This is a genomic window from Vibrio tritonius, assembly GCF_001547935.1.
Taxonomy (GTDB): Bacteria; Pseudomonadota; Gammaproteobacteria; order Enterobacterales; family Vibrionaceae; genus Vibrio; species Vibrio tritonius.
The window spans coordinates 3406034-3428609 of record NZ_AP014635.1 but is presented as its reverse complement, the minus strand read 5'-3'; the positions used below and the strand labels follow the sequence as shown (position 1 = coordinate 3428609).

Genomic DNA, 22576 nt, shown 5'->3' with positions numbered 1-22576 from the left:
CTTTGATTAATTAACACAAGTCTGTCCATATAGGGGGTAGCTGTTGTGAATATGAACGCAACTCTGTTAGGTCAAGCTATCGCATTTGCTCTATTTGTTTGGTTCTGCATGAAGTACGTGTGGCCGCCAATCATCAAAGCGATTGAAGAACGTCAGCAAAAAATCGCTGATGGTCTTCAAGCCGCTGAGCGTGCAAAAAAAGACTTGGATCTAGCACAAGTTAACGCTTCCGAACAATTGAAAGAAGCGAAGCGCACAGCAACTGAGGTCATCGAGCAAGCAAACAAGCGCAAAGCTCTAATTTTGGATGAAGCTCGTGAGCAGGCTTTGGCTGAACGCCAGAAGATCCTGACACAAGCAGAAGCTGAAATTGAAGCTGAACGCAACCGTGCTCGCGATGAACTGCGCAAACAAGTTGCAACTCTGGCTATTGCTGGTGCGGAGAAAATCTTAGAGCGTTCAATCGATAAAGATGCGCACAAAGATATTCTTGACAACATAACTGCAAAACTTTAACGCAGGGGGCGCTTGATGTCTGATTTGACTACTATTGCACGCCCCTATGCTAAAGCAGCATTTGATTTTGCGGTTGAGAGCCAACAATTGGAACAATGGTCCGAAATGTTGGTATTCGCTGCTGAAGTCGCAAATAACGAGCAAATTCATGAACTGATTACCAGTTCTCTGTCTGCTGAGCAATTAGCAGAGATTTTTATCGGTGTTTGTGGCGAACAGTTTGATGAACATGGTCAGAATCTAATTAAGGTTATGGCTGAGAATGGTCGCTTACGTGCTATTCCTGATGTTTGTGCTGAATTTCATGTCTTGAAAAAAGATTATGAATCGAAGGTGGATGTAGAAGTGATTTCTGCCACTGAACTTTCTGAACAGCAAAAAACAGACATTATCAACAAACTAGAGCAGCGTCTCGAGCGCAAAGTCCTGCTGAATTGCAGTATAGATGAGACCCTACTAGCTGGGGTTGTAATTCGAGCCGGAGACCTAGTCATCGATAACTCAGCTCGTGGTCGTTTAGACCGCCTGAGCGATGCATTGCAGTCTTGATGGGGATTGGAGCATGCAACTTAATTCCACGGAAATTAGCGATCTAATTAAACAGCGTATTGAGAAATTCAACGTTGTTAGTGAAGCTCGCAACGAAGGTACTATCGTTTCGGTAAGCGATGGTATTATCCGCATTCACGGCCTAGCGGACGTGATGCAGGGTGAAATGATTGAATTACCGGGTGGCCGTTATGCACTAGCACTTAACCTTGAGCGTGACTCGGTTGGTGCGGTTGTAATGGGCCCCTATGCTGACCTTAAGGAAGGCACAAAAGTAACTGGTACTGGTCGTATTCTTGAAGTACCAGTTGGTCCTGAACTACTTGGTCGTGTGGTTAACACTCTGGGTGAACCTATCGATGGTAAAGGTCCAATCAATGCAACATTAACTTCTCCTGTAGAAGTAATCGCACCTGGCGTTATTGATCGTCAATCGGTTGATCAACCAGTTCAAACTGGTTACAAATCGGTAGACTCGATGATCCCAATCGGTCGTGGTCAGCGTGAGTTGATCATCGGTGACCGCCAAACTGGTAAAACAGCAATGGCGATCGATGCGATCATCAACCAGAAAGATTCTGGAATCTATTCTATTTACGTTGCTATCGGTCAGAAAGCATCAACAATTGCAAACGTTGTTCGTAAATTGGAAGAGCACGGCGCATTAGCAAACACTATCGTGGTTGTAGCATCGGCTTCTGAATCTGCAGCATTGCAATACCTAGCGCCATACGCTGGTTGTGCAATGGGTGAATACTTCCGTGATCGCGGTGAAGATGCATTGATTGTTTATGATGACCTATCTAAACAAGCTGTAGCTTATCGTCAAATCTCTCTACTTCTTCGTCGCCCACCAGGCCGCGAAGCATTCCCTGGTGATGTTTTCTACCTTCACTCTCGTCTACTAGAGCGTGCAGCTCGTGTTAACGCGGATTATGTAGAGCATTTCACTAAAGGTGAAGTGAAAGGTAAAACGGGTTCTTTGACTGCACTACCGATTATCGAAACCCAAGCGGGCGACGTATCGGCGTTCGTACCTACGAACGTAATTTCGATTACTGATGGTCAGATTTTCCTACAAACAGAACTGTTCAACGCAGGTGTTCGTCCGGCTGTTGACCCAGGTATCTCTGTTTCTCGTGTTGGTGGTTCTGCTCAGACAAAAATCATTAAGAAATTGTCTGGTGGTATCCGTACCGCGCTAGCTCAATACCGTGAACTTGCGGCTTTCGCACAGTTCTCATCTGACCTTGATGAAGCAACTAAGAAACAGCTAAATCATGGCCAGAAAGTAACTGAGCTAATGAAGCAAAAACAATACGCGCCAATGTCTATTTTTGACCAAGCGATTGTTATCTTTGCTGCTGAGCGTGGTTACCTAGCGGATGTAGAACTGAATAAAGTTCTAGATTTTGAAGCCGCATTACTATCGTTCTCTCGTGCTCAATATGCTGATCTAGCATTAGAAATCGACAAGACTGGTGCTTACAACAACGATATCGAAGACAAGTTGAACAAACTTGTTGAAGAGTTCAAAGCAACCCAATCTTGGTAATTCAGTCGGTGGCTTTTATGCCACCAACTAATGGAGAGTAACGATGGCCGGCGCAAAAGAGATACGTAGTAAAATCGGTAGTGTTAAAAGCACTCAGAAAATTACTAAAGCGATGGAAATGGTAGCCGCTTCAAAAATGCGTCGCTCGCAAGAGTCGATGCAGGCTTCCCGCCCATATGCGCAAACGATGCGTAAAGTGATCGGTCATGTCGCTAACGCTAATCTAGAGTACCGTCATCCGTATCTAGAAGAGCGTGAAGCGAAGCGCGTTGGTTATATTATTGTTTCTACTGACCGTGGTTTATGTGGTGGTTTGAACATTAACCTGTTCAAAAATGCATTACTTGACATGAATGAGTGGAAAGCAAAAGGTGCTGAAATTGATTTGGCCATTATTGGTTCTAAAGCAACAGCATTCTTTAATCACACTGGAGCTAAAGTATCAGCTCAAGTTTCAGGTCTTGGTGATTCACCAAGCCTAGAGAGCCTAATTGGTTCTGTTGGTGTGATGCTGAAAAAATATGACAACGGTGAATTGGATCGCCTGTATGTCGTGTTCAATGAATTTGTGAACACGATGGTACAACAACCAAAGATCGATCAATTGCTGCCTCTGCCTAAATCAGACAGCGACGAAATGCAGCGTGATCATTCTTGGGATTACCTATATGAGCCAGAGCCAAAACCTCTGCTCGATGCGCTATTGCTGCGCTATGTAGAATCTCAAGTGTATCAGGGTGTGGTGGAAAACCTTGCTTGTGAACAAGCGGCCCGAATGGTTGCGATGAAAGCTGCAACAGATAATGCATCTAACCTGATTGATGAATTGGAACTGGTTTATAACAAGGCGCGTCAAGCGGCTATTACCCAGGAACTTTCAGAAATCGTTGGTGGTGCAGCTGCGGTTTAAGCTTAGGTAAATTAACAGTTTAGAGGATTAACGATGGCTACAGGTAAGATCGTACAGATCATCGGCGCAGTAGTCGACGTGGAGTTCCCACAGAGCGAAGTACCTAGTGTTTACGATGCTCTTAACGTTGTTGAAGCGACAGGACGTCTAGTTCTTGAAGTGCAACAGCAACTTGGCGGTGGCGTTGTGCGCGCAATCGTAATGGGTAGCTCGGATGGTTTACGTCGCGGAATGACAGTAGAAAATACTGGCGCTCCAATTTCAGTGCCAGTAGGTACTAAGACCCTAGGTCGTATCATGAACGTTCTTGGTGACGCGATTGATGAGCGTGGTGATATTGGTTCTGAAACTCAGTACTCAATTCACCGCGAAGCACCAAGCTACGAAGAGCAGTCGAACGCGACTGAACTTCTAGAAACTGGTGTAAAAGTTATCGACTTGATTTGCCCATTCGCTAAGGGTGGTAAAATCGGTCTGTTTGGTGGTGCAGGTGTTGGTAAGACCGTTAACATGATGGAGCTTATCAACAACATCGCACTGAAACACTCGGGCCTATCTGTATTTGCTGGTGTTGGTGAGCGTACTCGTGAGGGTAATGACTTCTACCACGAAATGCAGGAAGCTGGCGTTGTGAACCTAGAAAAACCTGAAGAATCTAAGGTAGCGATGGTTTACGGTCAGATGAACGAGCCACCAGGCAACCGTCTTCGTGTTGCGCTTACTGGCTTGACTATGGCAGAGCGTTTCCGTGATGAAGGTCGTGACGTACTATTGTTCATCGATAACATCTACCGTTACACCTTGGCAGGGACAGAAGTATCTGCACTGCTAGGTCGTATGCCTTCAGCTGTAGGTTACCAACCAACACTAGCTGAAGAGATGGGTGTTCTTCAAGAACGTATCACATCGACTAGAACAGGTTCTATCACATCTGTACAGGCGGTATACGTACCTGCGGATGACTTGACTGACCCTTCACCGGCAACAACGTTTGCTCACTTGGATGCAACAGTGGTACTTAACCGTAACATCGCATCTATGGGTCTGTACCCAGCAATCGACCCGTTGGATTCAACTTCTCGTCAGTTGGACCCATTGGTTGTTGGTCAAGAGCACTACGACATTGCTCGTGGCGTTCAGCAGACACTGCAACGTTATAAAGAGCTAAAAGACATCATCGCGATTCTTGGTATGGATGAATTGTCAGAAGACGACAAGCAAGTGGTAGCACGTGCTCGTAAAATCGAACGTTTCTTGACTCAACCATATCACGTAGCAGAAGTATTCACTGGCGACCCTGGTATTTATGTACCACTTAAAGACACTCTAAGTGGCTTTAAAGGCCTGCTAAATGGTGATTACGATGATATCCCTGAGCAAGCCTTCATGTACTGCGGCACGATTGAAGATGCTGTAGCGAAAGCGAAGAAAATGTAAGGCTAATTAGGAGGCGTTATGGCAGCAATAACCTTTCACTTGGATGTTGTTAGTGCTGAGAAGAAAATCTTCTCTGGCCTAGTTGAAACATTTCAGGTGACCGGTAGCGAAGGTGAACTTGGTATTTTCCATGGTCACACACCGCTGCTGACCGCTATCAAGCCTGGTATGGTGCGCATTGTTAAACTCCATGGCCACGAAGAAATCATTTATGTTTCTGGTGGTATTGTAGAAGTTCAGCCTGGTTCAGCAACTGTGCTGGCTGATACTGCAATCCGTGGGGAAGACCTTGATGCAGCTAAGGCAGAAGAAGCCAAACAACGTGCTGAGGAACACATTAAGAATCAGCATGGTGACATGGACTTCGCTCAAGCGGCCAGTGAACTGGCTAAAGCCATGGCTCAGCTACGAGTAATCGAACTGACCAAAAAACGTCGTTAATTTTTAATTAATAGCGTTTGATATCTAAAAGGCGACTTTCGAGTCGCCTTTTTGTTTATTTTTTAATAAAAACTAACGACAAAAAATTAACTCTTCATCAATCAGTCGTTAGAATGTCTGTCATTCCTTATTTTAAAAACGTCATAGGTAACTCATGAAATTCAGTGCAGTGATTCTTGCCGCAGGTAAAGGCACACGGATGCATTCTGCTTTGCCAAAAGTACTTCATACTTTGGCTGGTAAACCAATGGTTAAACATGTCATCGATACATGTAGCGGTCTTGGAGTGCAAAACATTCACCTAGTGTATGGTCACGGCGGTGATTTGATGCAAAAAACATTGGCAGAAGAATCTGTTAATTGGGTTTTGCAAGCGGAACAATTGGGGACGGGTCATGCAGTCAACCAAGCTGCGCCTCATTTTACCGATGACGAGAAAGTTCTGATTTTGTACGGAGACGTTCCGTTGATTTCAGAAGAAACCTTAGAACGCATGCTCGATGGACAACCAGAAGGTGGTATTGGGCTTTTAACTGTCGTAATGGATAACCCAACAGGTTATGGTCGTATTGTTCGTGAGAACAATTCCGTTGTTGCTATCGTTGAGCAAAAAGATGCAACGGAAGAGCAAAAAGCGATTCAAGAAATTAACACCGGGGTGATGGTTGCTGATGGCCGAGATTTGAAACGTTGGTTGTCTGGCCTAACTAATGATAATGCTCAAGGTGAATACTACTTAACCGATATTATCGCAGCTGCACACCAAGAAGGTCGTTTAATTCAATCTATTCATCCTGTGCAAGACAGTGAAGTTGAAGGTGTTAATGACCGCGTACAACTGGCTAAATTGGAACGTATTTTCCAACAAGAACAGGCTCATAAGTTGCTTGTTCAAGGCGTGATGCTACGTGATCCATCTCGTTTTGATTTACGAGGCGAGTTGCAGTGCGGTAAAGATGTAGAGATCGATGTGAACGTGATCATCGAAGGTAAAGTGACCATTGGTGATAACGTTGTGATCGGTGCCGGTTCCGTTCTGACTGACTGTGAGATTGATGACAACACGATTATTCGCCCATACAGCGTGATTGAAAACGCAACGGTTGGCGAAAATTGTACTGTAGGTCCATTCTCCCGTCTTCGTCCTGGTGCGGATCTACGTAATGATTCACATGTGGGCAATTTTGTTGAAGTTAAAAATGCCCGACTAGGTGAAGGTTCTAAAGCTAATCACCTCACCTATGTTGGTGACGCAGAAATTGGTCAGCGTGTAAATCTTGGTGCCGGTGTGATTACTTGTAACTATGACGGTGCGAATAAACATAAGACAATTATCGGTGATGATGTCTTTGTTGGTTCAGACACTCAGTTGGTGGCTCCGGTTAATGTTGCTAATGGCGTTACTATCGGTGCTGGTACTACGGTCACTAAAGATATCACCAATGAAAGTGAGTTAGTGATTACTCGCGCTAAAGAGCGCCGTATCTCTGGTTGGGTACGCCCAACTAAGAAAAAGTAGTTCCGATATACTGTAGAAATTATAGAGCCGCAATTCAAATTGCGGCTCTTTTTATTTTTACGGTTTTTCGAAAATCGTAGCAATACCTTGCCCAAAGCCTATACACATAGTGGCGAGACCATATTTTGCCGACTGTTGTTCCATAGTATTGATAAGTGTCGTACATATTCTTGCCCCGGAGCATCCAAGAGGATGACCTAATGCGATCGCACCGCCATGGGGATTAATGTCTATCATTCTTTCTGTCAGGTTGAGATTTTTAATGCATGCTAATGATTGTGCGGCAAATGCCTCATTGAGTTCGATGCATTGGATATGGTCTAGAGTTAACTTCGCTCGAATTAATGCTTTATTTGTTGCTGGTACTGGACCTAAGCCCATTTGTGCAGGTTCACATCCTGCAACTGCCATTGAGCGGATATAAGCTCGAATTGGTAAGCCAAGTTCTAAGGCTGTAGCTTCATAAGCTAGTAGTAATATTGCCGCTCCGTCAGCTATGGCTGAGGAACTTCCTGCGGTTACTGTTCCGTGTAATGGGTCAAATGCCGGCGTGAGGTTCCTCAATGCTTCTAGTGAAGGGTTATGGCGTATCACTTCATCTTCATCAATTAATCTCAGTGAACCATCGTCAGCGTGGCCTATTGTTGGGCAGATTTCCCGTTGAAACAGACCTGTTTTTGCCGCATGGCTTGCTTTGATATGGGATTGATAAGCAAAGCTGTCTTGTTCTTCCCTTGTAATTTGATAGGTTTGAGCCAATGCCTCCGCTGTAATACCCATCATTCCTGATGCCTTTGCGGCGTATTTGCTGAGTTGAGGATGAATATCGATACCATGAGTCATAGGAATATGCCCCATATGTTCAACTCCACCGGCTAAACAAATATCCGCGTCCCCAACCATGATGGCGCGAGATGCATCATGAACGGCTTGCATCGATGAACCGCACAGTCGATTAACAGTGACAGCTCCTATTGAAGTGGGCAATCCTGCGAGTAATGCTGAATTTCTCGCGACATTAAATCCTTGTTCTAATGTTTGTTGAACACAGCCCCAATAAATATCTTCGATCAAGCTGGGATCAAGTTGTGGATAGTTTGTTAGGATCTTTTGCATTAGGTGTGCAGAAAGATCCTCTGCACGTTGATGGCGAAAGGATCCGTGCTTAGAGCGGCCCATAGGTGTTCGTAGACAATCAATAACGACGACTCGTCTCATGACTCGGCTCCTTTATGGCAGCTATTTACAGATGTTTTAGGTAAACGGCTTTGATATTGACTGGAATAGAAGGTGTTATGGTTGTTTATCATGGTAATGAGTAGTGGTGGAGCCTGATAGATGGGGCCTAGATGTTTATATTTTTCTAATTTATCGAAATATGTCTGCATACCTAGTTGATCGAGGTAGCGACATACCCCGCCACGAAAAGCAGGAAAACCTAACCCATAAACAAGTGCCATATCGGCCTCTGCAGCAGAGGACACGATCCCTTGCTCTAAACAAAGTAGCACCTCATTGATCATGGGTATCATCATTCGGTCTATCAGTTCTTCGTTTGAATCGTTTAATACAGGCGAAGAATTTATTTCCTTAACTAAGGTAAGTACTTGCTCACTCGCTGACTTGGTTTTTTGCTGTTGCTTAGAATAATCGTAGAAACCGCTGCGACTCTTTTGTCCATATAAGCCTAGGTTGTACAGTTCGGTAACGATGTCTTTTGTTACTTTGGTCGCTCGCTCTGGATAGCTGTTATCCATGACTTGCTGTGCGTGATGAGCCGTATCAAGTCCAACGACATCCAATAAATAAGCAGGCCCCATTGGCCATCCAAATTGCTGTTCCATCACTTGATCTATTCGAGAGAAGTCGGCGCCATCTTGAACTAATAGGCGAAAAGCAGTGAGGTAGGGAAATAAGACCCGATTAACAAAGAAACCGGGGCAGTCATTGACGACAACTGGCGACTTGCCCATTTTTAATGAGAGGAACACGACTTGAGCAATAGTCTCTTCAGATGTTTTTTTGCCTCGAATGATTTCCACCAAAGGCATGCGATGAACTGGATTAAAGAAATGCATGCCACAAAACCGTTCTGGTTTTGTTAATGATTGAGCTAACACATTGATAGGAATGGTGGAAGTATTCGAAGCGATAATGGTGTTTTCAGATACTACTTGTTCTATTTCAGCAAGTACCGAGCCTTTAACTTTAGGATTTTCTATAACAGCTTCTATGACTATTGGCACAGATTCTAGTTCTGCATAGTGAAGCGTTGGCGTAATCCTATTGAGTACTTGTGCTTGTTCTTGAGTATCTATTTTCCCTTTTTCGAGTTGCTTACTCAGTAAATTGGCAGCTTCAGATAAGCCAAGGTCTAAAGCGGTTTGTTGGATATCTTTAACCACAACAGCCATGTTTTTAGCAGCTGCTTGGTAAGCTATACCTCCTCCCATAATGCCCGCACCGATGACACCAACTGATGAGAAAGAACTTAGCGTTAGCTGCACGGCTTGTTTGGCTGAAGATTTAAGTTGTTGGTCATTTAAGAATAAACCAATTAAAGCATGAGCTTGTTGTGATTGTGCCAATTCAATAAAGTGTTTTCTTTCGACATCCAAAGCCTGCTCTCTCTTCATCATAGCGGCTTCACTTATTGTGTTTACAGCAGCTAAAGGAGCTGGATAGTGTTTGCCGGATAGATTCTTAATGATGGATTTAGCGACTTGGAAGCAAAGCTTTTGCTCTGCTTGGGGGAGTTTTAACGGTTGAGTTTTATTTGTTCTTCTGGTTTTCCAGTCAAGCTTACCTTGGATGGCTGACTGTAATGTGTCTAGAGCGCTATTGACTAATATGTCCTGTTCTACAATGGCATCGATTATTCCGAGTTTTAAGGCTTGTTCTGCGGTGTAAGCTTTGCCTTTGGTTATGGCTTCCATTGCTGAATCTGCACCAATCAATCTTGGTAGCCGAACTGTTCCGCCAAAGCCGGGAATGATACCCAGCTTAGTTTCTGGTAATCCAATGCTGGTGGTTGTGCTAGCAATCCGAAAGTCGGTAGCAAGTACACACTCACATCCCCCGCCAAGAACATGTCCGGTTAAGGCGGATACCGTTGGTACTGGCAAATCCTCTAGCCGATTGAATATATGATTAGCGTATTTGAGCCAATAAGTAAGTTCACTTGTCGGACGGGTAAATAGAGTCAAAAATTGGGTAATATCTGCACCAACAATAAATGTTGATTTATTGGTAGTGAGTATAAGCCCGGCTAATCCCTGATATTGATAAAGTTTATCTAGGGCTTTATCAAGGTGTTGCAGGGTTTCTAGATCAAGTTTATTCACTGAACTAGACGAGGAAAAACAAAGTTCAACAATATGCTTTGTTCGTTCTTGTAAGAAAAGGGTGCTGGATTGGTAGATCATTGTGTTCTCCGCATCAGACAATAAAAGTGAACTCTGTTTTTTTGATTGTGTTATTAATTCAGTGTGTATGTGAGTGAGTACTTTCTCAATACACATATAAACATTTTTTTAACATTTGCGATTTGTCATTCGAATCATTACACGTGTTAAACTGTTTCACTTAAAAGGGTTACCAATAAAAAATTTGCAAGCATCATGAATATTCAGCCTTATCTCATTCCTTTAGCAGCCGTTCAGTTTGAAGAAGAGATTAAAAAAAGCACCTTTATTACCTATCTAGCGCATACGCCTTCTATTGAAGATGCGAAGGCTTTTGTTGATTCCATTAAGCAGAAACACTCTGATGCTCGACATAATTGCTGGGGATTTGTTGCTGGAAGACCACAAGATTCGATGAAATGGGGATTTAGTGATGATGGAGAGCCATCAGGAACGGCTGGAAAACCCATTTTGGCTCAGTTAGCTGGCTCAAATGTTGGTGAAATAACTGCCGTTGTGACTCGATATTACGGTGGTATACAGTTAGGCACTGGAGGACTTGTTAAGGCTTACGGTGGTGGAGTGCAACAAGCACTTAAGTTGCTTCAAACAATTGAGAAAAAAATCACAATTAAGTTAAACCTAACGTTAGACTACGCATTAGTTCCATTAACTCAATCGATTATGGCTCAGTTCCAAGCAATTGAAGTAGAAGCTGACTATAGTGAAAAAGTAGCATTTGTTATTGAATTGGAATGCTTACAAGTTGAGGCTTTTACTCAGACCATTATTAACAAAAGTGGAGCAAAGGTCATCGTCGCTCATAATGATAACGTATAGGAAGTCACAAGCTTAGCTTGGTTATTTCTAGCAATGCAATTTCGTTCAATTATCCGAATTGTCGGACTGCTTCTCGCTTTGTTCAGCATTTCTATGCTGGCTCCTGCATTGGTTGCTCTAATCTATCGTGATGGGGCAGGGGTTCCCTTTGTTTCAACATTTTTTACTTTGCTATTTATTGGTTTTGCCGCTTGGTTTCCACATCGTCATTACAGGCAGGAGCTAAAAGCTCGTGATGGCTTTTTAATAGTGGTTCTTTTTTGGACTGTAATCGGTAGTGCAGGAGCCATGCCTTTCTGGTTGTCAGAACATCCTCAAATATCAGTAACTAATGCATTTTTTGAATCTTTTTCTGCTCTAACTACGACAGGTGCAACCGTTATTGTGGGGCTTGATTCGTTACCCAAAGCAATTCTATTTTACCGCCAATTTCTACAATGGTTTGGTGGAATGGGAATCATTGTTCTTGCTGTCGCTATTTTGCCAGTACTTGGTATTGGTGGGATGCAGCTTTACCGAGCTGAAATCCCGGGACCTGTTAAGGATAATAAAGTAACGCCTAGAATTGCCGAGACTGCAAAAGCATTATGGTATATCTACCTTAGCCTAACAATTGCGTGCGCTGGAGCTTATTGGTTAGCTGGAATGACGCTGTTTGATGCTATTTGTCATAGCTTCTCAACAATAGCAATAGGGGGTTTTTCTACTCATGATGCGAGTATGGGCTATTTTCATAGTCATGTGATTAACCTGATCACTGTCGTCTTTCTTCTTATTTCTGCCTGTAATTTCACCTTACATTATGCCGCTTTTGCTACGGGGTCAGTAAACTTGAAGTTTTATTGGCACGATAGAGAGTTCCGAGCATTTCTTTTTATTCAGGCATTACTTTTTTTCGTGTGTTTTGCTGTGCTGATTGCTCATCAGTCTCAGGGCTCTTTTTACGATATGATGAACCAAGCACTGTTTCAGACAGTATCTATCTCTACTACAGCGGGATTTACCACGACAGGATTCTCTGAGTGGCCATTATTTCTTCCAGTTCTACTTCTTTTTTCTTCCTTTATTGGGGGATGTGCTGGGTCTACTGGCGGGGGAATGAAGGTCATTCGCATATTATTATTAACTGTGCAGGGGGCTCGTGAAATCAAACGACTGATACACCCGAGAGCTATATACCCCATAAAGCTTGGTGGCGTTGCGCTTTCACAAAGAGTTGTTGATGCTGTTTGGGGTTTCTTTGCCACGTATACCCTAGTATTTGTTGTTTGTATGCTGGCGCTAATAGCTACGGGTATGGAAGAGTTAAGCGCTTTTTCTGCTGTTGCCGCTACTTTAAATAATCTTGGACCCGGACTTGGCGAAGTTGCTGTTCACTTTGCAAACGTTAATGATACGGCCAAATGGATTCTTATTGTTTCAATGCTCTTTGGTCGTTTAGAGATATTTACTTTACTAATTTTGTTTACGCCAACATTTTGGCGTAGTTAAGGGCTTTACGTTGAAAACACTCTATCTATATTCTACCCGTGAAGGGCAAACAGAAAAAATCATTCATCAAATAGCTAGGGAACAAAATGAATCAGACTGTGAGTTTATCGATTTACACACAGACCCTCAGCTCGAACTTAGTCAATATAGCAAGGTTCTGATTGGAGCATCTATTCGTTATGGACATTTGAATAAAAAGCTATACCAGTTTATTGAAGGTCACGCGGAGCAGCTTAATAACAGTAATGCTGCATTCTTTTGCGTTAATCTAACCGCTCGTAAAGAAGAGCAGGGTAAAGATACACCCGAAGGTAGTGCATACATTCGTACTTTTTTAAAAAAGTCGGTTTGGCAACCTCGTTTGATCGGTGTATTCGCCGGAGCGCTGCTTTATCCTCGTTATGGTTGGTTCGATAAAAAAATGATTCAGCTAATAATGAAGCTGACTGGTGGAGAGACAGATACCACTAAAGAAATCGAATATACAAACTGGGAAAAAGTGAGTTTATTTGCTCAGCAGTTACAAAAAATAGAAAAAATTTAGTGTTTTTTGGTGATTTAGATGGCTTTTTAAGCAGTAAATGAAAAAAATCAAAAAACTCTTAAAAAAGGGTTGCCATTTTTTATAGCGCTCCTATAATGCGCCCTCACTGACACGGCATACGCCACAAGGCTTCAGCGGTATCAGTAAGAGGATAAGAAGCTCGAATGAGAAAGTTGAAAAAAGTGTTTGACACTGACAACGAAATCGCTAGAATGCACCTCCGCTTTGAGAGAAAAGTTCTTGAAAAGCAAAGCTCTTTAACAATTTAAACCTATCAATCTGTGTGGGCACTCGTTGATGATAATCATAGCTTCTTAGGAAGCACAATGGTTTCAATGAACTGAGTGACCAATTAAGACTTCGGTCTTAGCACAGTCAATTCATTTCAACTTCGGTTGAAATATCAGTATTCATTGAGCCGAAAAAACTTTTAATTGAAGAGTTTGATCATGGCTCAGATTGAACGCTGGCGGCAGGCCTAACACATGCAAGTCGAGCGGCAGCGACATAAACAAACCTTCGGGGGCGCTTATGGGCGGCGAGCGGCGGACGGGTGAGTAATGCCTGGGAAATTGCCCTGATGTGGGGGATAACCATTGGAAACGATGGCTAATACCGCATAATAGCTTCGGCTTAAAGAGGGGGACCTTCGGGCCTCTCGCGTCAGGATATGCCCAGGTGGGATTAGCTAGTTGGTGAGGTAAGGGCTCACCAAGGCGACGATCCCTAGCTGGTCTGAGAGGATGATCAGCCACACTGGAACTGAGACACGGTCCAGACTCCTACGGGAGGCAGCAGTGGGGAATATTGCACAATGGGCGCAAGCCTGATGCAGCCATGCCGCGTGTATGAAGAAGGCCTTCGGGTTGTAAAGTACTTTCAGCAGTGAGGAAGGCGGATGTGTTAATAGCGCATTCGTTTGACGTTAGCTGCAGAAGAAGCACCGGCTAACTCCGTGCCAGCAGCCGCGGTAATACGGAGGGTGCGAGCGTTAATCGGAATTACTGGGCGTAAAGCGCATGCAGGTGGTCTGTTAAGTCAGATGTGAAAGCCCGGGGCTTAACCTCGGAATAGCATTTGAAACTGGCAGGCTAGAGTACTGTAGAGGGGGGTAGAATTTCAGGTGTAGCGGTGAAATGCGTAGAGATCTGAAGGAATACCGGTGGCGAAGGCGGCCCCCTGGACAGATACTGACACTCAGATGCGAAAGCGTGGGGAGCAAACAGGATTAGATACCCTGGTAGTCCACGCCGTAAACGATGTCTACTTGGAGGTTGTGGCCTTGAGCCGTGGCTTTCGGAGCTAACGCGTTAAGTAGACCGCCTGGGGAGTACGGTCGCAAGATTAAAACTCAAATGAATTGACGGGGGCCCGCACAAGCGGTGGAGCATGTGGTTTAATTCGATGCAACGCGAAGAACCTTACCTACTCTTGACATCCAGAGAACTTTCCAGAGATGGATTGGTGCCTTCGGGAACTCTGAGACAGGTGCTGCATGGCTGTCGTCAGCTCGTGTTGTGAAATGTTGGGTTAAGTCCCGCAACGAGCGCAACCCTTATCCTTGTTTGCCAGCGAGTAATGTCGGGAACTCCAGGGAGACTGCCGGTGATAAACCGGAGGAAGGTGGGGACGACGTCAAGTCATCATGGCCCTTACGAGTAGGGCTACACACGTGCTACAATGGCGCATACAGAGGGCGGCCAACTTGCAAAAGTGAGCGAATCCCAAAAAGTGCGTCGTAGTCCGGATTGGAGTCTGCAACTCGACTCCATGAAGTCGGAATCGCTAGTAATCGTGGATCAGAATGCCACGGTGAATACGTTCCCGGGCCTTGTACACACCGCCCGTCACACCATGGGAGTGGGCTGCAAAAGAAGCAGGTAGTTTAACCTTCGGGAGGACGCTTGCCACTTTGTGGTTCATGACTGGGGTGAAGTCGTAACAAGGTAGCGCTAGGGGAACCTGGCGCTGGATCACCTCCTTAATACGAAAGATTATTGCGATGAGTGTTCACACAGATTGATACGGTTTAGAAAAAGCAAAGAGTATCTTAGTGTCCCGTTCGTCTAGAGGCCTAGGACACCGCCCTTTCACGGCGGTAACAGGGGTTCGACTCCCCTACGGGATACCACGGGTCGTTAGCTCAGTTGGTAGAGCAGTTGACTTTTAATCAATTGGTCACAGGTTCGAATCCTGTACGACCCACCATTTCCTACCACAGGAAATCAAATAATGTGGGCGATTAGCTCAGTTGGGAGAGCACCTGCCTTACAAGCAGGGGGTCACTGGTTCGAACCCGGTATCGCCCACCACTGATGGGGTTATAGCTCAGCTGGGAGAGCGCCTGCCTTGCACGCAGGAGGTCTGCGGTTCGATCCCGCATAGCTCCACCATCTTTAAGCGCATTTGCGACAGTGTTCTTAAAAATGGTTTCGAAAGAAATCTTTGCTCTTTAACAATTTGGAAAGCTGACAAAACAATGTTTTATTTCAATGAAATAGAAGATTGTTTGTAAAGTTCTCAATTGTCTTCTTTATGAAGACAAACAAAAACACATTCAAGTGTTCTTGGATTTACTTTTTAAGTAAATGTTCAAAATTGAGTCCGGCAATATCGAGTCTGCAACATGTATAAAAATGCAGATAACCTTGGTGACTAACCTTTGTCTTCACTTTTAAAAAGTGAAAGCAAACAAGTCAACCCAAAACTCTTTTGGGTTGTATGGTTAAGTGACTAAGCGTACACGGTGGATGCCTTGGCAGTCAGAGGCGATGAAGGACGTACTAACTTGCGATAAGCGTAGATGAGGCAGTAAGAGCCACTTGAGTCTACGATTTCCGAATGGGGAAACCCAACTGCATAAGCAGTTATCATTAACTGAATACATAGGTTAATGAAGCGAACCGGGAGAACTGAAACATCTAAGTACCCCGAGGAAAAGAAATCAACCGAGATTCCGAAAGTAGCGGCGAGCGAAATTGGATTAGCCCTTAAGCTTTATATGCGTCAGGCGAAGGTTCTGGAAAGGACCGCGATACAGGGTGATAGCCCCGTAGCCGTTAGCGTATATTCAGTGAAATCGAGTAAGGCGGGACACGTGATATCCTGTCTGAATATGGGGGGACCATCCTCCAAGGCTAAATACTCCTGACTGACCGATAGTGAACCAGTACCGTGAGGGAAAGGCGAAAAGAACCCCTGTGAGGGGAGTGAAATAGAACCTGAAACCGTGTACGTACAAGCAGTAGGAGCCTCTTCGTGGGGTGACTGCGTACCTTTTGTATAATGGGTCAGCGACTTATATTCAGTGGCAAGGTTAACCAATTAGGGGAGCCGTAGGGAAACCGAGTCTTAACTGGGCGTTCAGTCTCTGGATATAGACCCGAAACCGAGTGATCTAGCCATGGGCAGGTTGAAGGTTGAGTAACATCAACTGGAGGACCGAACCGACTAATGTTGAAAAATTAGCGGATGACTTGTGGCTAGGGGTGAAAGGCCAATCAAACTCGGAGATAGCTGGTTCTCCCCGAAAGCTATTTAGGTAGCGCCTCGGACGAATACTACTGGGGGTAGAGCACTGTTAAGGCTAGGGGGTCATCCCGACTTACCAACCCTTTGCAAACTCCGAATACCAGTAAGTACTATCCGGGAGACACACGGCGGGTGCTAACGTCCGTCGTGGAGAGGGAAACAACCCAGACCGCCAGCTAAGGTCCCAAATTATAGCTAAGTGGGAAACGATGTGGGAAGGCTTAGACAGCTAGGATGTTGGCTTAGAAGCAGCCATCATTTAAAGAAAGCGTAATAGCTCACTAGTCGAGTCGGCCTGCGCGGAAGATGTAACGGGGCTAAGCTATAAACCGAAGCTGCGGCAATGCGATTTATCGTATTGGGTAGGGGAGCGTTCTGTAAGCCGTTGAAGGTGTGTTGTAAAGCATGCTGGAGGTATCAGAAGTGCGAATGCTGACATGAGTAACGATAATGGGGGTGAAAAACCTCCACGCCGGAAGACCAAGGGTTCCTGTCCAACGTTAATCGGGGCAGGGTAAGTCGACCCCTAAGGCGAGGCTGAAAAGCGTAGTCGATGGGAAACGGGTTAATATTCCCGTACTTCTTACAATTGCGATGGGGGGACGGAGAAGGCTAGGTGGGCCTGGCGACGGTCGTCCAGGTTCAAGTGCGTAGGCTGAGTATTTAGGCAAATCCGGATACTCCTAAGGCCGAGACACGATGTCGAGCATCTAAGGATGTGAAGTCATTGATGCCATGCTTCCAGGAAAAGCCTCTAAGCTTCAGATTGTAAGGAATCGTACCCCAAACCGACACAGGTGGTCGGGTAGAGAATACCAAGGCGCTTGAGAGAACTCGGGTGAAGGAACTAGGCAAAATGGTACCGTAACTTCGGGAGAAGGTACGCTCTCGACGGTGAAGTCCCTTGCGGATGGAGCTATTGAGAGTCGCAGATACCAGGTGGCTGCAACTGTTTATTAAAAACACAGCACTGTGCAAAATCGTAAGATGACGTATACGGTGTGACGCCTGCCCGGTGCCGGAAGGTTAATTGATGGGGTTAGACTTAGGTCGAAGCTCTTGATCGAAGCCCCGGTAAACGGCGGCCGTAACTATAACGGTCCTAAGGTAGCGAAATTCCTTGTCGGGTAAGTTCCGACCTGCACGAATGGCGTAATGATGGCCACGCTGTCTCCACCCGAGACTCAGTGAAATTGAAATCGCTGTGAAGATGCAGTGTACCCGCGGCTAGACGGAAAGACCCCGTGAACCTTTACTACAGCTTGGCACTGAACATTGAGCCTACATGTGTAGGATAGGTGGGAGGCTATGAAGCAAGTACGCCAGTATTTGTGGAGCCATCCTTGAAATACCACCCTTGTATGTTTGATGTTCTAACTTGGTCCCGTTATCCGGGATAAGGACAGTGCCTGGTGGGTAGTTTGACTGGGGCGGTCTCCTCCCAAAGAGTAACGGAGGAGCACGAAGGTGGGCTAATCACGGTTGGACATCGTGAGGTTAGTGCAATGGCATAAGCCCGCTTAACTGCGAGAATGACGGTTCGAGCAGGTGCGAAAGCAGGTCATAGTGATCCGGTGGTTCTGAATGGAAGGGCCATCGCTCAACGGATAAAAGGTACTCCGGGGATAACAGGCTGATACCGCCCAAGAGTTCATATCGACGGCGGTGTTTGGCACCTCGATGTCGGCTCATCACATCCTGGGGCTGAAGTCGGTCCCAAGGGTATGGCTGTTCGCCATTTAAAGTGGTACGCGAGCTGGGTTTAGAACGTCGTGAGACAGTTCGGTCCCTATCTGCCGTGGGCGTTGGAGAATTGAAAGGGGCTGCTCCTAGTACGAGAGGACCGGAGTGGACGAACCTCTGGTGTTCGGGTTGTGTCGCCAGACGCATTGCCCGGTAGCTAAGTTCGGAATCGATAACCGCTGAAAGCATCTAAGCGGGAAGCGAGCCTTGAGATGAGTTCTCCCTGGCGCTATAAGCGTCCTAAAGGGTTGTTCGAGACTAGAACGTTGATAGGCAGGGTGTGTAAGCGTTGTGAGGCGTTGAGCTAACCTGTACTAATTGCCCGTGAGACTTAACCATACAACACCAAAAGGGTTTTGTACGGACTCGATTAAGACATTTGAATTGTGTTTGAACTTTATAAAATCAGTTTTCCAGATTTAGGAATAGAATTTATCAACTACATCCTTGTAGTTGACCCTTCGGGCCGCACTAAAGTGCGTTAAATTTTGTTCCAGACAAAATTTTGCTTGGCGACCATAGCGATTTGGACCCACCTGATTCCATGCCGAACTCAGAAGTGAAACGAATTAGCGCCGATGGTAGTGTGGGGCTTCCCCATGTGAGAGTAGGACATCGCCAGGCTTTAATTTCCGTTAGCGAGATGCAAGTCTTGTTAATCTGAACATAGCGGAGCGGTAGTTCAGCTGGTTAGAATACCGGCCTGTCACGCCGGGGGTCGCGGGTTCGAATCCCGTCCGTTCCGCCACTTATTTGAAAAAGCCTCAGTCGAAAGACTGAGGCTTTTTTACATTTGATGTTTTTATCGACTGGTTAATGGTGGCATTGCCGTGGGACGAATCCCGGTTGCCCGCAACCCCGGCCGTTCCGCCACTTATACCAATCTGGAAAACTAATTGGTCAGGTCTGTCCTTCTTCTCGAGCACATATTTGTGACTCTTTGAGAGCAATCTAAAAACGATTCCACGCATCACAAACTTTGGCGACAATATCCTCGTAATCAGTAAACGATGGTTGGCTAGGTAATGTTGTCTTAACCAACGCCATACTTGATACTTGTTCTATTGGATTCAGCTCCGGTGAATAGAGTGGTAGTTTGATGACACTGACCTTATTAAATTCCTCAGTAATATCTTCCGTATGTCACTCTATCTCATCCATAACCGTGATGATGGATGAGATCATTCTTGTGGTGCAGTTGCTGATCTCTAGGGTAAATGACTCAGGAAATAGTATCTACCTCACCAATACTTTTATTGGAGCAGATTAGGTGCTGCCTTTGACGTTAGAAGTCGAGACAATTTGACACCGTTTATCCATGGCTAACTATTACAAATCGACATGTTTGTTTCGGTATATTGAGTCATTAGTTTAAAAGATTGTTGTTATAATGCTCTGTTTGGTGCTTGTTTGTTCGAACGGGCTGTTTTTCACAAAAAAAGCTCTTTTTATGCTTGCCAACTTTCCATAACTCCCTATAATGCGCCCTCACTGACACGGCAGACGCCACAAGGCTTCAGCGGTATCAGTGAGAGGATAAGACGCTCGAATGAGAAAGTTGAAAAAAGTGTTTGACACTGACAACGAAATCGCTAGAATGCACCTCCGCTTTGAGAGAAAAGTTCTTGAAAAGCAAAGCTCTTTAACAATTTAAACCTATCAATCTGTGTGGGCACTCGTTGATGATAATCATAGCTTCTTAGGAAGCAAAATGGTTTCAATGAACTGAGTGACCAATCGATAATTTATTATCGGCACAGTCAATTCAACATTACTTAGTAATGTATTCAGTATTCATTGAGCCGAAAAAACTTTTAATTGAAGAGTTTGATCATGGCTCAGATTGAACGCTGGCGGCAGGCCTAACACATGCAAGTCGAGCGGCAGCGACATAAACAAACCTTCGGGGGCGCTTATGGGCGGCGAGCGGCGGACGGGTGAGTAATGCCTGGGAAATTGCCCTGATGTGGGGGATAACCATTGGAAACGATGGCTAATACCGCATAATAGCTTCGGCTTAAAGAGGGGGACCTTCGGGCCTCTCGCGTCAGGATATGCCCAGGTGGGATTAGCTAGTTGGTGAGGTAAGGGCTCACCAAGGCGACGATCCCTAGCTGGTCTGAGAGGATGATCAGCCACACTGGAACTGAGACACGGTCCAGACTCCTACGGGAGGCAGCAGTGGGGAATATTGCACAATGGGCGCAAGCCTGATGCAGCCATGCCGCGTGTATGAAGAAGGCCTTCGGGTTGTAAAGTACTTTCAGCAGTGAGGAAGGCGGATGTGTTAATAGCGCATTCGTTTGACGTTAGCTGCAGAAGAAGCACCGGCTAACTCCGTGCCAGCAGCCGCGGTAATACGGAGGGTGCGAGCGTTAATCGGAATTACTGGGCGTAAAGCGCATGCAGGTGGTCTGTTAAGTCAGATGTGAAAGCCCGGGGCTTAACCTCGGAATAGCATTTGAAACTGGCAGGCTAGAGTACTGTAGAGGGGGGTAGAATTTCAGGTGTAGCGGTGAAATGCGTAGAGATCTGAAGGAATACCGGTGGCGAAGGCGGCCCCCTGGACAGATACTGACACTCAGATGCGAAAGCGTGGGGAGCAAACAGGATTAGATACCCTGGTAGTCCACGCCGTAAACGATGTCTACTTGGAGGTTGTGGCCTTGAGCCGTGGCTTTCGGAGCTAACGCGTTAAGTAGACCGCCTGGGGAGTACGGTCGCAAGATTAAAACTCAAATGAATTGACGGGGGCCCGCACAAGCGGTGGAGCATGTGGTTTAATTCGATGCAACGCGAAGAACCTTACCTACTCTTGACATCCAGAGAACTTAGCAGAGATGCTTTGGTGCCTTCGGGAACTCTGAGACAGGTGCTGCATGGCTGTCGTCAGCTCGTGTTGTGAAATGTTGGGTTAAGTCCCGCAACGAGCGCAACCCTTATCCTTGTTTGCCAGCACGTAATGGTGGGAACTCCAGGGAGACTGCCGGTGATAAACCGGAGGAAGGTGGGGACGACGTCAAGTCATCATGGCCCTTACGAGTAGGGCTACACACGTGCTACAATGGCGCATACAGAGGGCGGCCAACTTGCAAAAGTGAGCGAATCCCAAAAAGTGCGTCGTAGTCCGGATTGGAGTCTGCAACTCGACTCCATGAAGTCGGAATCGCTAGTAATCGTGGATCAGAATGCCACGGTGAATACGTTCCCGGGCCTTGTACACACCGCCCGTCACACCATGGGAGTGGGCTGCAAAAGAAGCAGGTAGTTTAACCTTCGGGAGGACGCTTGCCACTTTGTGGTTCATGACTGGGGTGAAGTCGTAACAAGGTAGCGCTAGGGGAACCTGGCGCTGGATCACCTCCTTAATACGAAGATTATTGCGATGAGTGTTCACACAGATTGATACGGTTTAATAGAGCACCTAGTGGGTCTGTAGCTCAGGTGGTTAGAGCGTTCGCCTGATAAGCGAGAGGTCGGTGGTTCGAGTCCACTCAGACCCACCAACATTTCCAGTAACTGCGTTAGTTATTTCGTCGTGTAGCGAACTACACGTCCTCAATAACTGCCTTGTTTTTGAAAATGTAATTACGATGGGGTTATAGCTCAGCTGGGAGAGCGCCTGCCTTGCACGCAGGAGGTCTGCGGTTCGATCCCGCATAGCTCCACCATCTTTAAGCGCATTTGCGACAGTGTTCTTAAAAATGGTTTCGAAAGAAATCTTTGCTCTTTAACAATTTGGAAAGCTGACAAAACAATGTTTTATTTCAATGAAATAGAAGATTGTTTGTAAAGTTCTCAATTGTCTTCTTTAAGAAGACAAACAAAAACACATTCAAGTGTTCTTGGATTTACTTTTTAAGTAAATATTCAAAATTGAGTCCGGCAATATCGAGTCTGCAACATGTCCTTTTTGTCTCCACTTTTCAAAGTGAAAGCAAAGAGTTATGCAGACAAAACCTTAATTACGGTTACAACCTGATGGTTATGCGCTGTGGATTTTGGTTTCAGACAAGGCGCTGAGAGTTTTTGTCGCAGGGAGTGTAGCTCGCTACATGACCAAGCAAAAACGAACAGCAACACAGTCTGGGAGCAA

Annotated in this window: 12 protein-coding genes, 7 tRNA genes and 4 rRNA genes; 21 read left to right on the top strand and 2 right to left on the bottom strand. The window is 45.5% G+C overall.

The genetic code is table 11. The features are described 5' to 3' along the window. Positions 1-45: 45 nt before the first annotated feature. The 7 genes from atpF (at position 46) to glmU (ending at position 6927) form a co-directional block, all read left to right on the top strand. Positions 46-516, top strand: coding sequence for a F0F1 ATP synthase subunit B (gene atpF / locus JCM16456_RS15305; protein ID WP_068715804.1), 471 nt, complete (start codon positions 46-48; stop codon positions 514-516). Between the two features lie 15 nt (positions 517-531). Further along, entirely contained in the window at positions 532-1065 is a 534-nt protein-coding gene (gene atpH, locus JCM16456_RS15300) for a F0F1 ATP synthase subunit delta (RefSeq protein WP_068715802.1), read from the top strand. 13 nt (positions 1066-1078) lie between these two features. After that, entirely contained in the window at positions 1079-2620 is a 1542-nt protein-coding gene (gene atpA / locus JCM16456_RS15295) for a F0F1 ATP synthase subunit alpha (protein ID WP_068715800.1), read from the top strand. 43 nt (positions 2621-2663) lie between these two features. Next, positions 2664-3530 (top strand): F0F1 ATP synthase subunit gamma, encoded by an 867-nt coding sequence (gene atpG / locus JCM16456_RS15290; protein ID WP_068715798.1) that lies wholly within the window; start codon positions 2664-2666, stop codon positions 3528-3530. A gap of 33 nt (positions 3531-3563) precedes the next feature. Beyond that, positions 3564-4967 carry a F0F1 ATP synthase subunit beta gene (gene atpD / locus JCM16456_RS15285; protein ID WP_068715796.1) on the top strand — a complete coding sequence of 468 codons (1404 nt, stop codon included), beginning with the start codon at positions 3564-3566 and terminating at the stop codon, positions 4965-4967. A gap of 18 nt (positions 4968-4985) precedes the next feature. Continuing rightward, complete coding sequence (locus JCM16456_RS15280) at positions 4986-5408, top strand: F0F1 ATP synthase subunit epsilon (RefSeq protein WP_068715794.1); 423 nt, start codon at positions 4986-4988, stop codon at positions 5406-5408. A 154-nt stretch (positions 5409-5562) separates the two neighbouring features. Continuing rightward, positions 5563-6927: a bifunctional UDP-N-acetylglucosamine diphosphorylase/glucosamine-1-phosphate N-acetyltransferase GlmU gene (gene glmU / locus JCM16456_RS15275; RefSeq protein WP_068715792.1), complete on the top strand. Its 1365-nt coding sequence runs from the start codon at positions 5563-5565 to the stop codon at positions 6925-6927. A gap of 57 nt (positions 6928-6984) precedes the next feature. Here the strand turns inward: glmU and fadA are convergent, their stop codons facing one another. Next, positions 6985-8145 (bottom strand): acetyl-CoA C-acyltransferase FadA, encoded by a 1161-nt coding sequence (gene fadA / locus JCM16456_RS15270; protein ID WP_068715790.1) that lies wholly within the window; start codon positions 8143-8145, stop codon positions 6985-6987. Next, the gene (gene fadB, locus JCM16456_RS15265; RefSeq protein WP_068715788.1) at positions 8142-10352 is read right to left on the bottom strand and encodes a fatty acid oxidation complex subunit alpha FadB; all 2211 of its coding nucleotides are present in this window, start codon (positions 10350-10352) and stop codon (positions 8142-8144) included. The genes fadA and fadB overlap by 4 nt, the downstream gene beginning before the upstream one ends. Positions 10353-10547: 195 nt before the next feature. Between fadB and JCM16456_RS15260 the strand changes: the two genes are divergently transcribed. The 14 genes from JCM16456_RS15260 to JCM16456_RS15195 all read left to right on the top strand — a co-directional run bounded on the left by JCM16456_RS15260 (position 10548) and on the right by JCM16456_RS15195 (position 22151). Continuing rightward, positions 10548-11171, top strand: coding sequence for a YigZ family protein (locus tag JCM16456_RS15260; protein ID WP_068715786.1), 624 nt, complete (start codon positions 10548-10550; stop codon positions 11169-11171). 33 nt (positions 11172-11204) lie between these two features. Continuing rightward, the gene (locus JCM16456_RS15255; RefSeq protein ID WP_068715784.1) at positions 11205-12662 is read left to right on the top strand and encodes a TrkH family potassium uptake protein; all 1458 of its coding nucleotides are present in this window, start codon (positions 11205-11207) and stop codon (positions 12660-12662) included. A 10-nt stretch (positions 12663-12672) separates the two neighbouring features. Beyond that, complete coding sequence (gene hemG, locus JCM16456_RS15250; RefSeq protein ID WP_068715782.1) at positions 12673-13206, top strand: menaquinone-dependent protoporphyrinogen IX dehydrogenase; 534 nt, start codon at positions 12673-12675, stop codon at positions 13204-13206. A gap of 431 nt (positions 13207-13637) precedes the next feature. Next, positions 13638-15190, top strand: a 16S ribosomal RNA gene (locus JCM16456_RS15245). A 71-nt stretch (positions 15191-15261) separates the two neighbouring features. Further along, positions 15262-15337: transfer RNA gene (locus tag JCM16456_RS15240), tRNA-Glu, on the top strand. A gap of 1 nt (position 15338) precedes the next feature. Beyond that, positions 15339-15414: transfer RNA gene (locus JCM16456_RS15235), tRNA-Lys, on the top strand. A gap of 28 nt (positions 15415-15442) precedes the next feature. Further along, a tRNA-Val gene (locus JCM16456_RS15230) sits at positions 15443-15518 on the top strand. A gap of 5 nt (positions 15519-15523) precedes the next feature. Then, positions 15524-15599: transfer RNA gene (locus tag JCM16456_RS15225), tRNA-Ala, on the top strand. A 330-nt stretch (positions 15600-15929) separates the two neighbouring features. Then, positions 15930-18819 (top strand): 23S ribosomal RNA (locus JCM16456_RS15220). Positions 18820-18988: 169 nt separating this feature from the next. Beyond that, positions 18989-19104: ribosomal RNA gene (gene rrf, locus JCM16456_RS15215) — 5S ribosomal RNA — on the top strand. A 47-nt stretch (positions 19105-19151) separates the two neighbouring features. Then, positions 19152-19228 (top strand) — tRNA-Asp (locus JCM16456_RS15210). Positions 19229-20295: 1067 nt separating this feature from the next. Next, positions 20296-21848, top strand: a 16S ribosomal RNA gene (locus tag JCM16456_RS15205). The 16S, 23S and 5S rRNA genes sit together here with 7 tRNA genes alongside, the layout of an rRNA operon. A 61-nt stretch (positions 21849-21909) precedes the next feature. Continuing rightward, positions 21910-21986: transfer RNA gene (locus JCM16456_RS15200), tRNA-Ile, on the top strand. A gap of 89 nt (positions 21987-22075) precedes the next feature. Further along, positions 22076-22151: transfer RNA gene (locus JCM16456_RS15195), tRNA-Ala, on the top strand. Positions 22152-22576 lie beyond the last annotated feature (425 nt).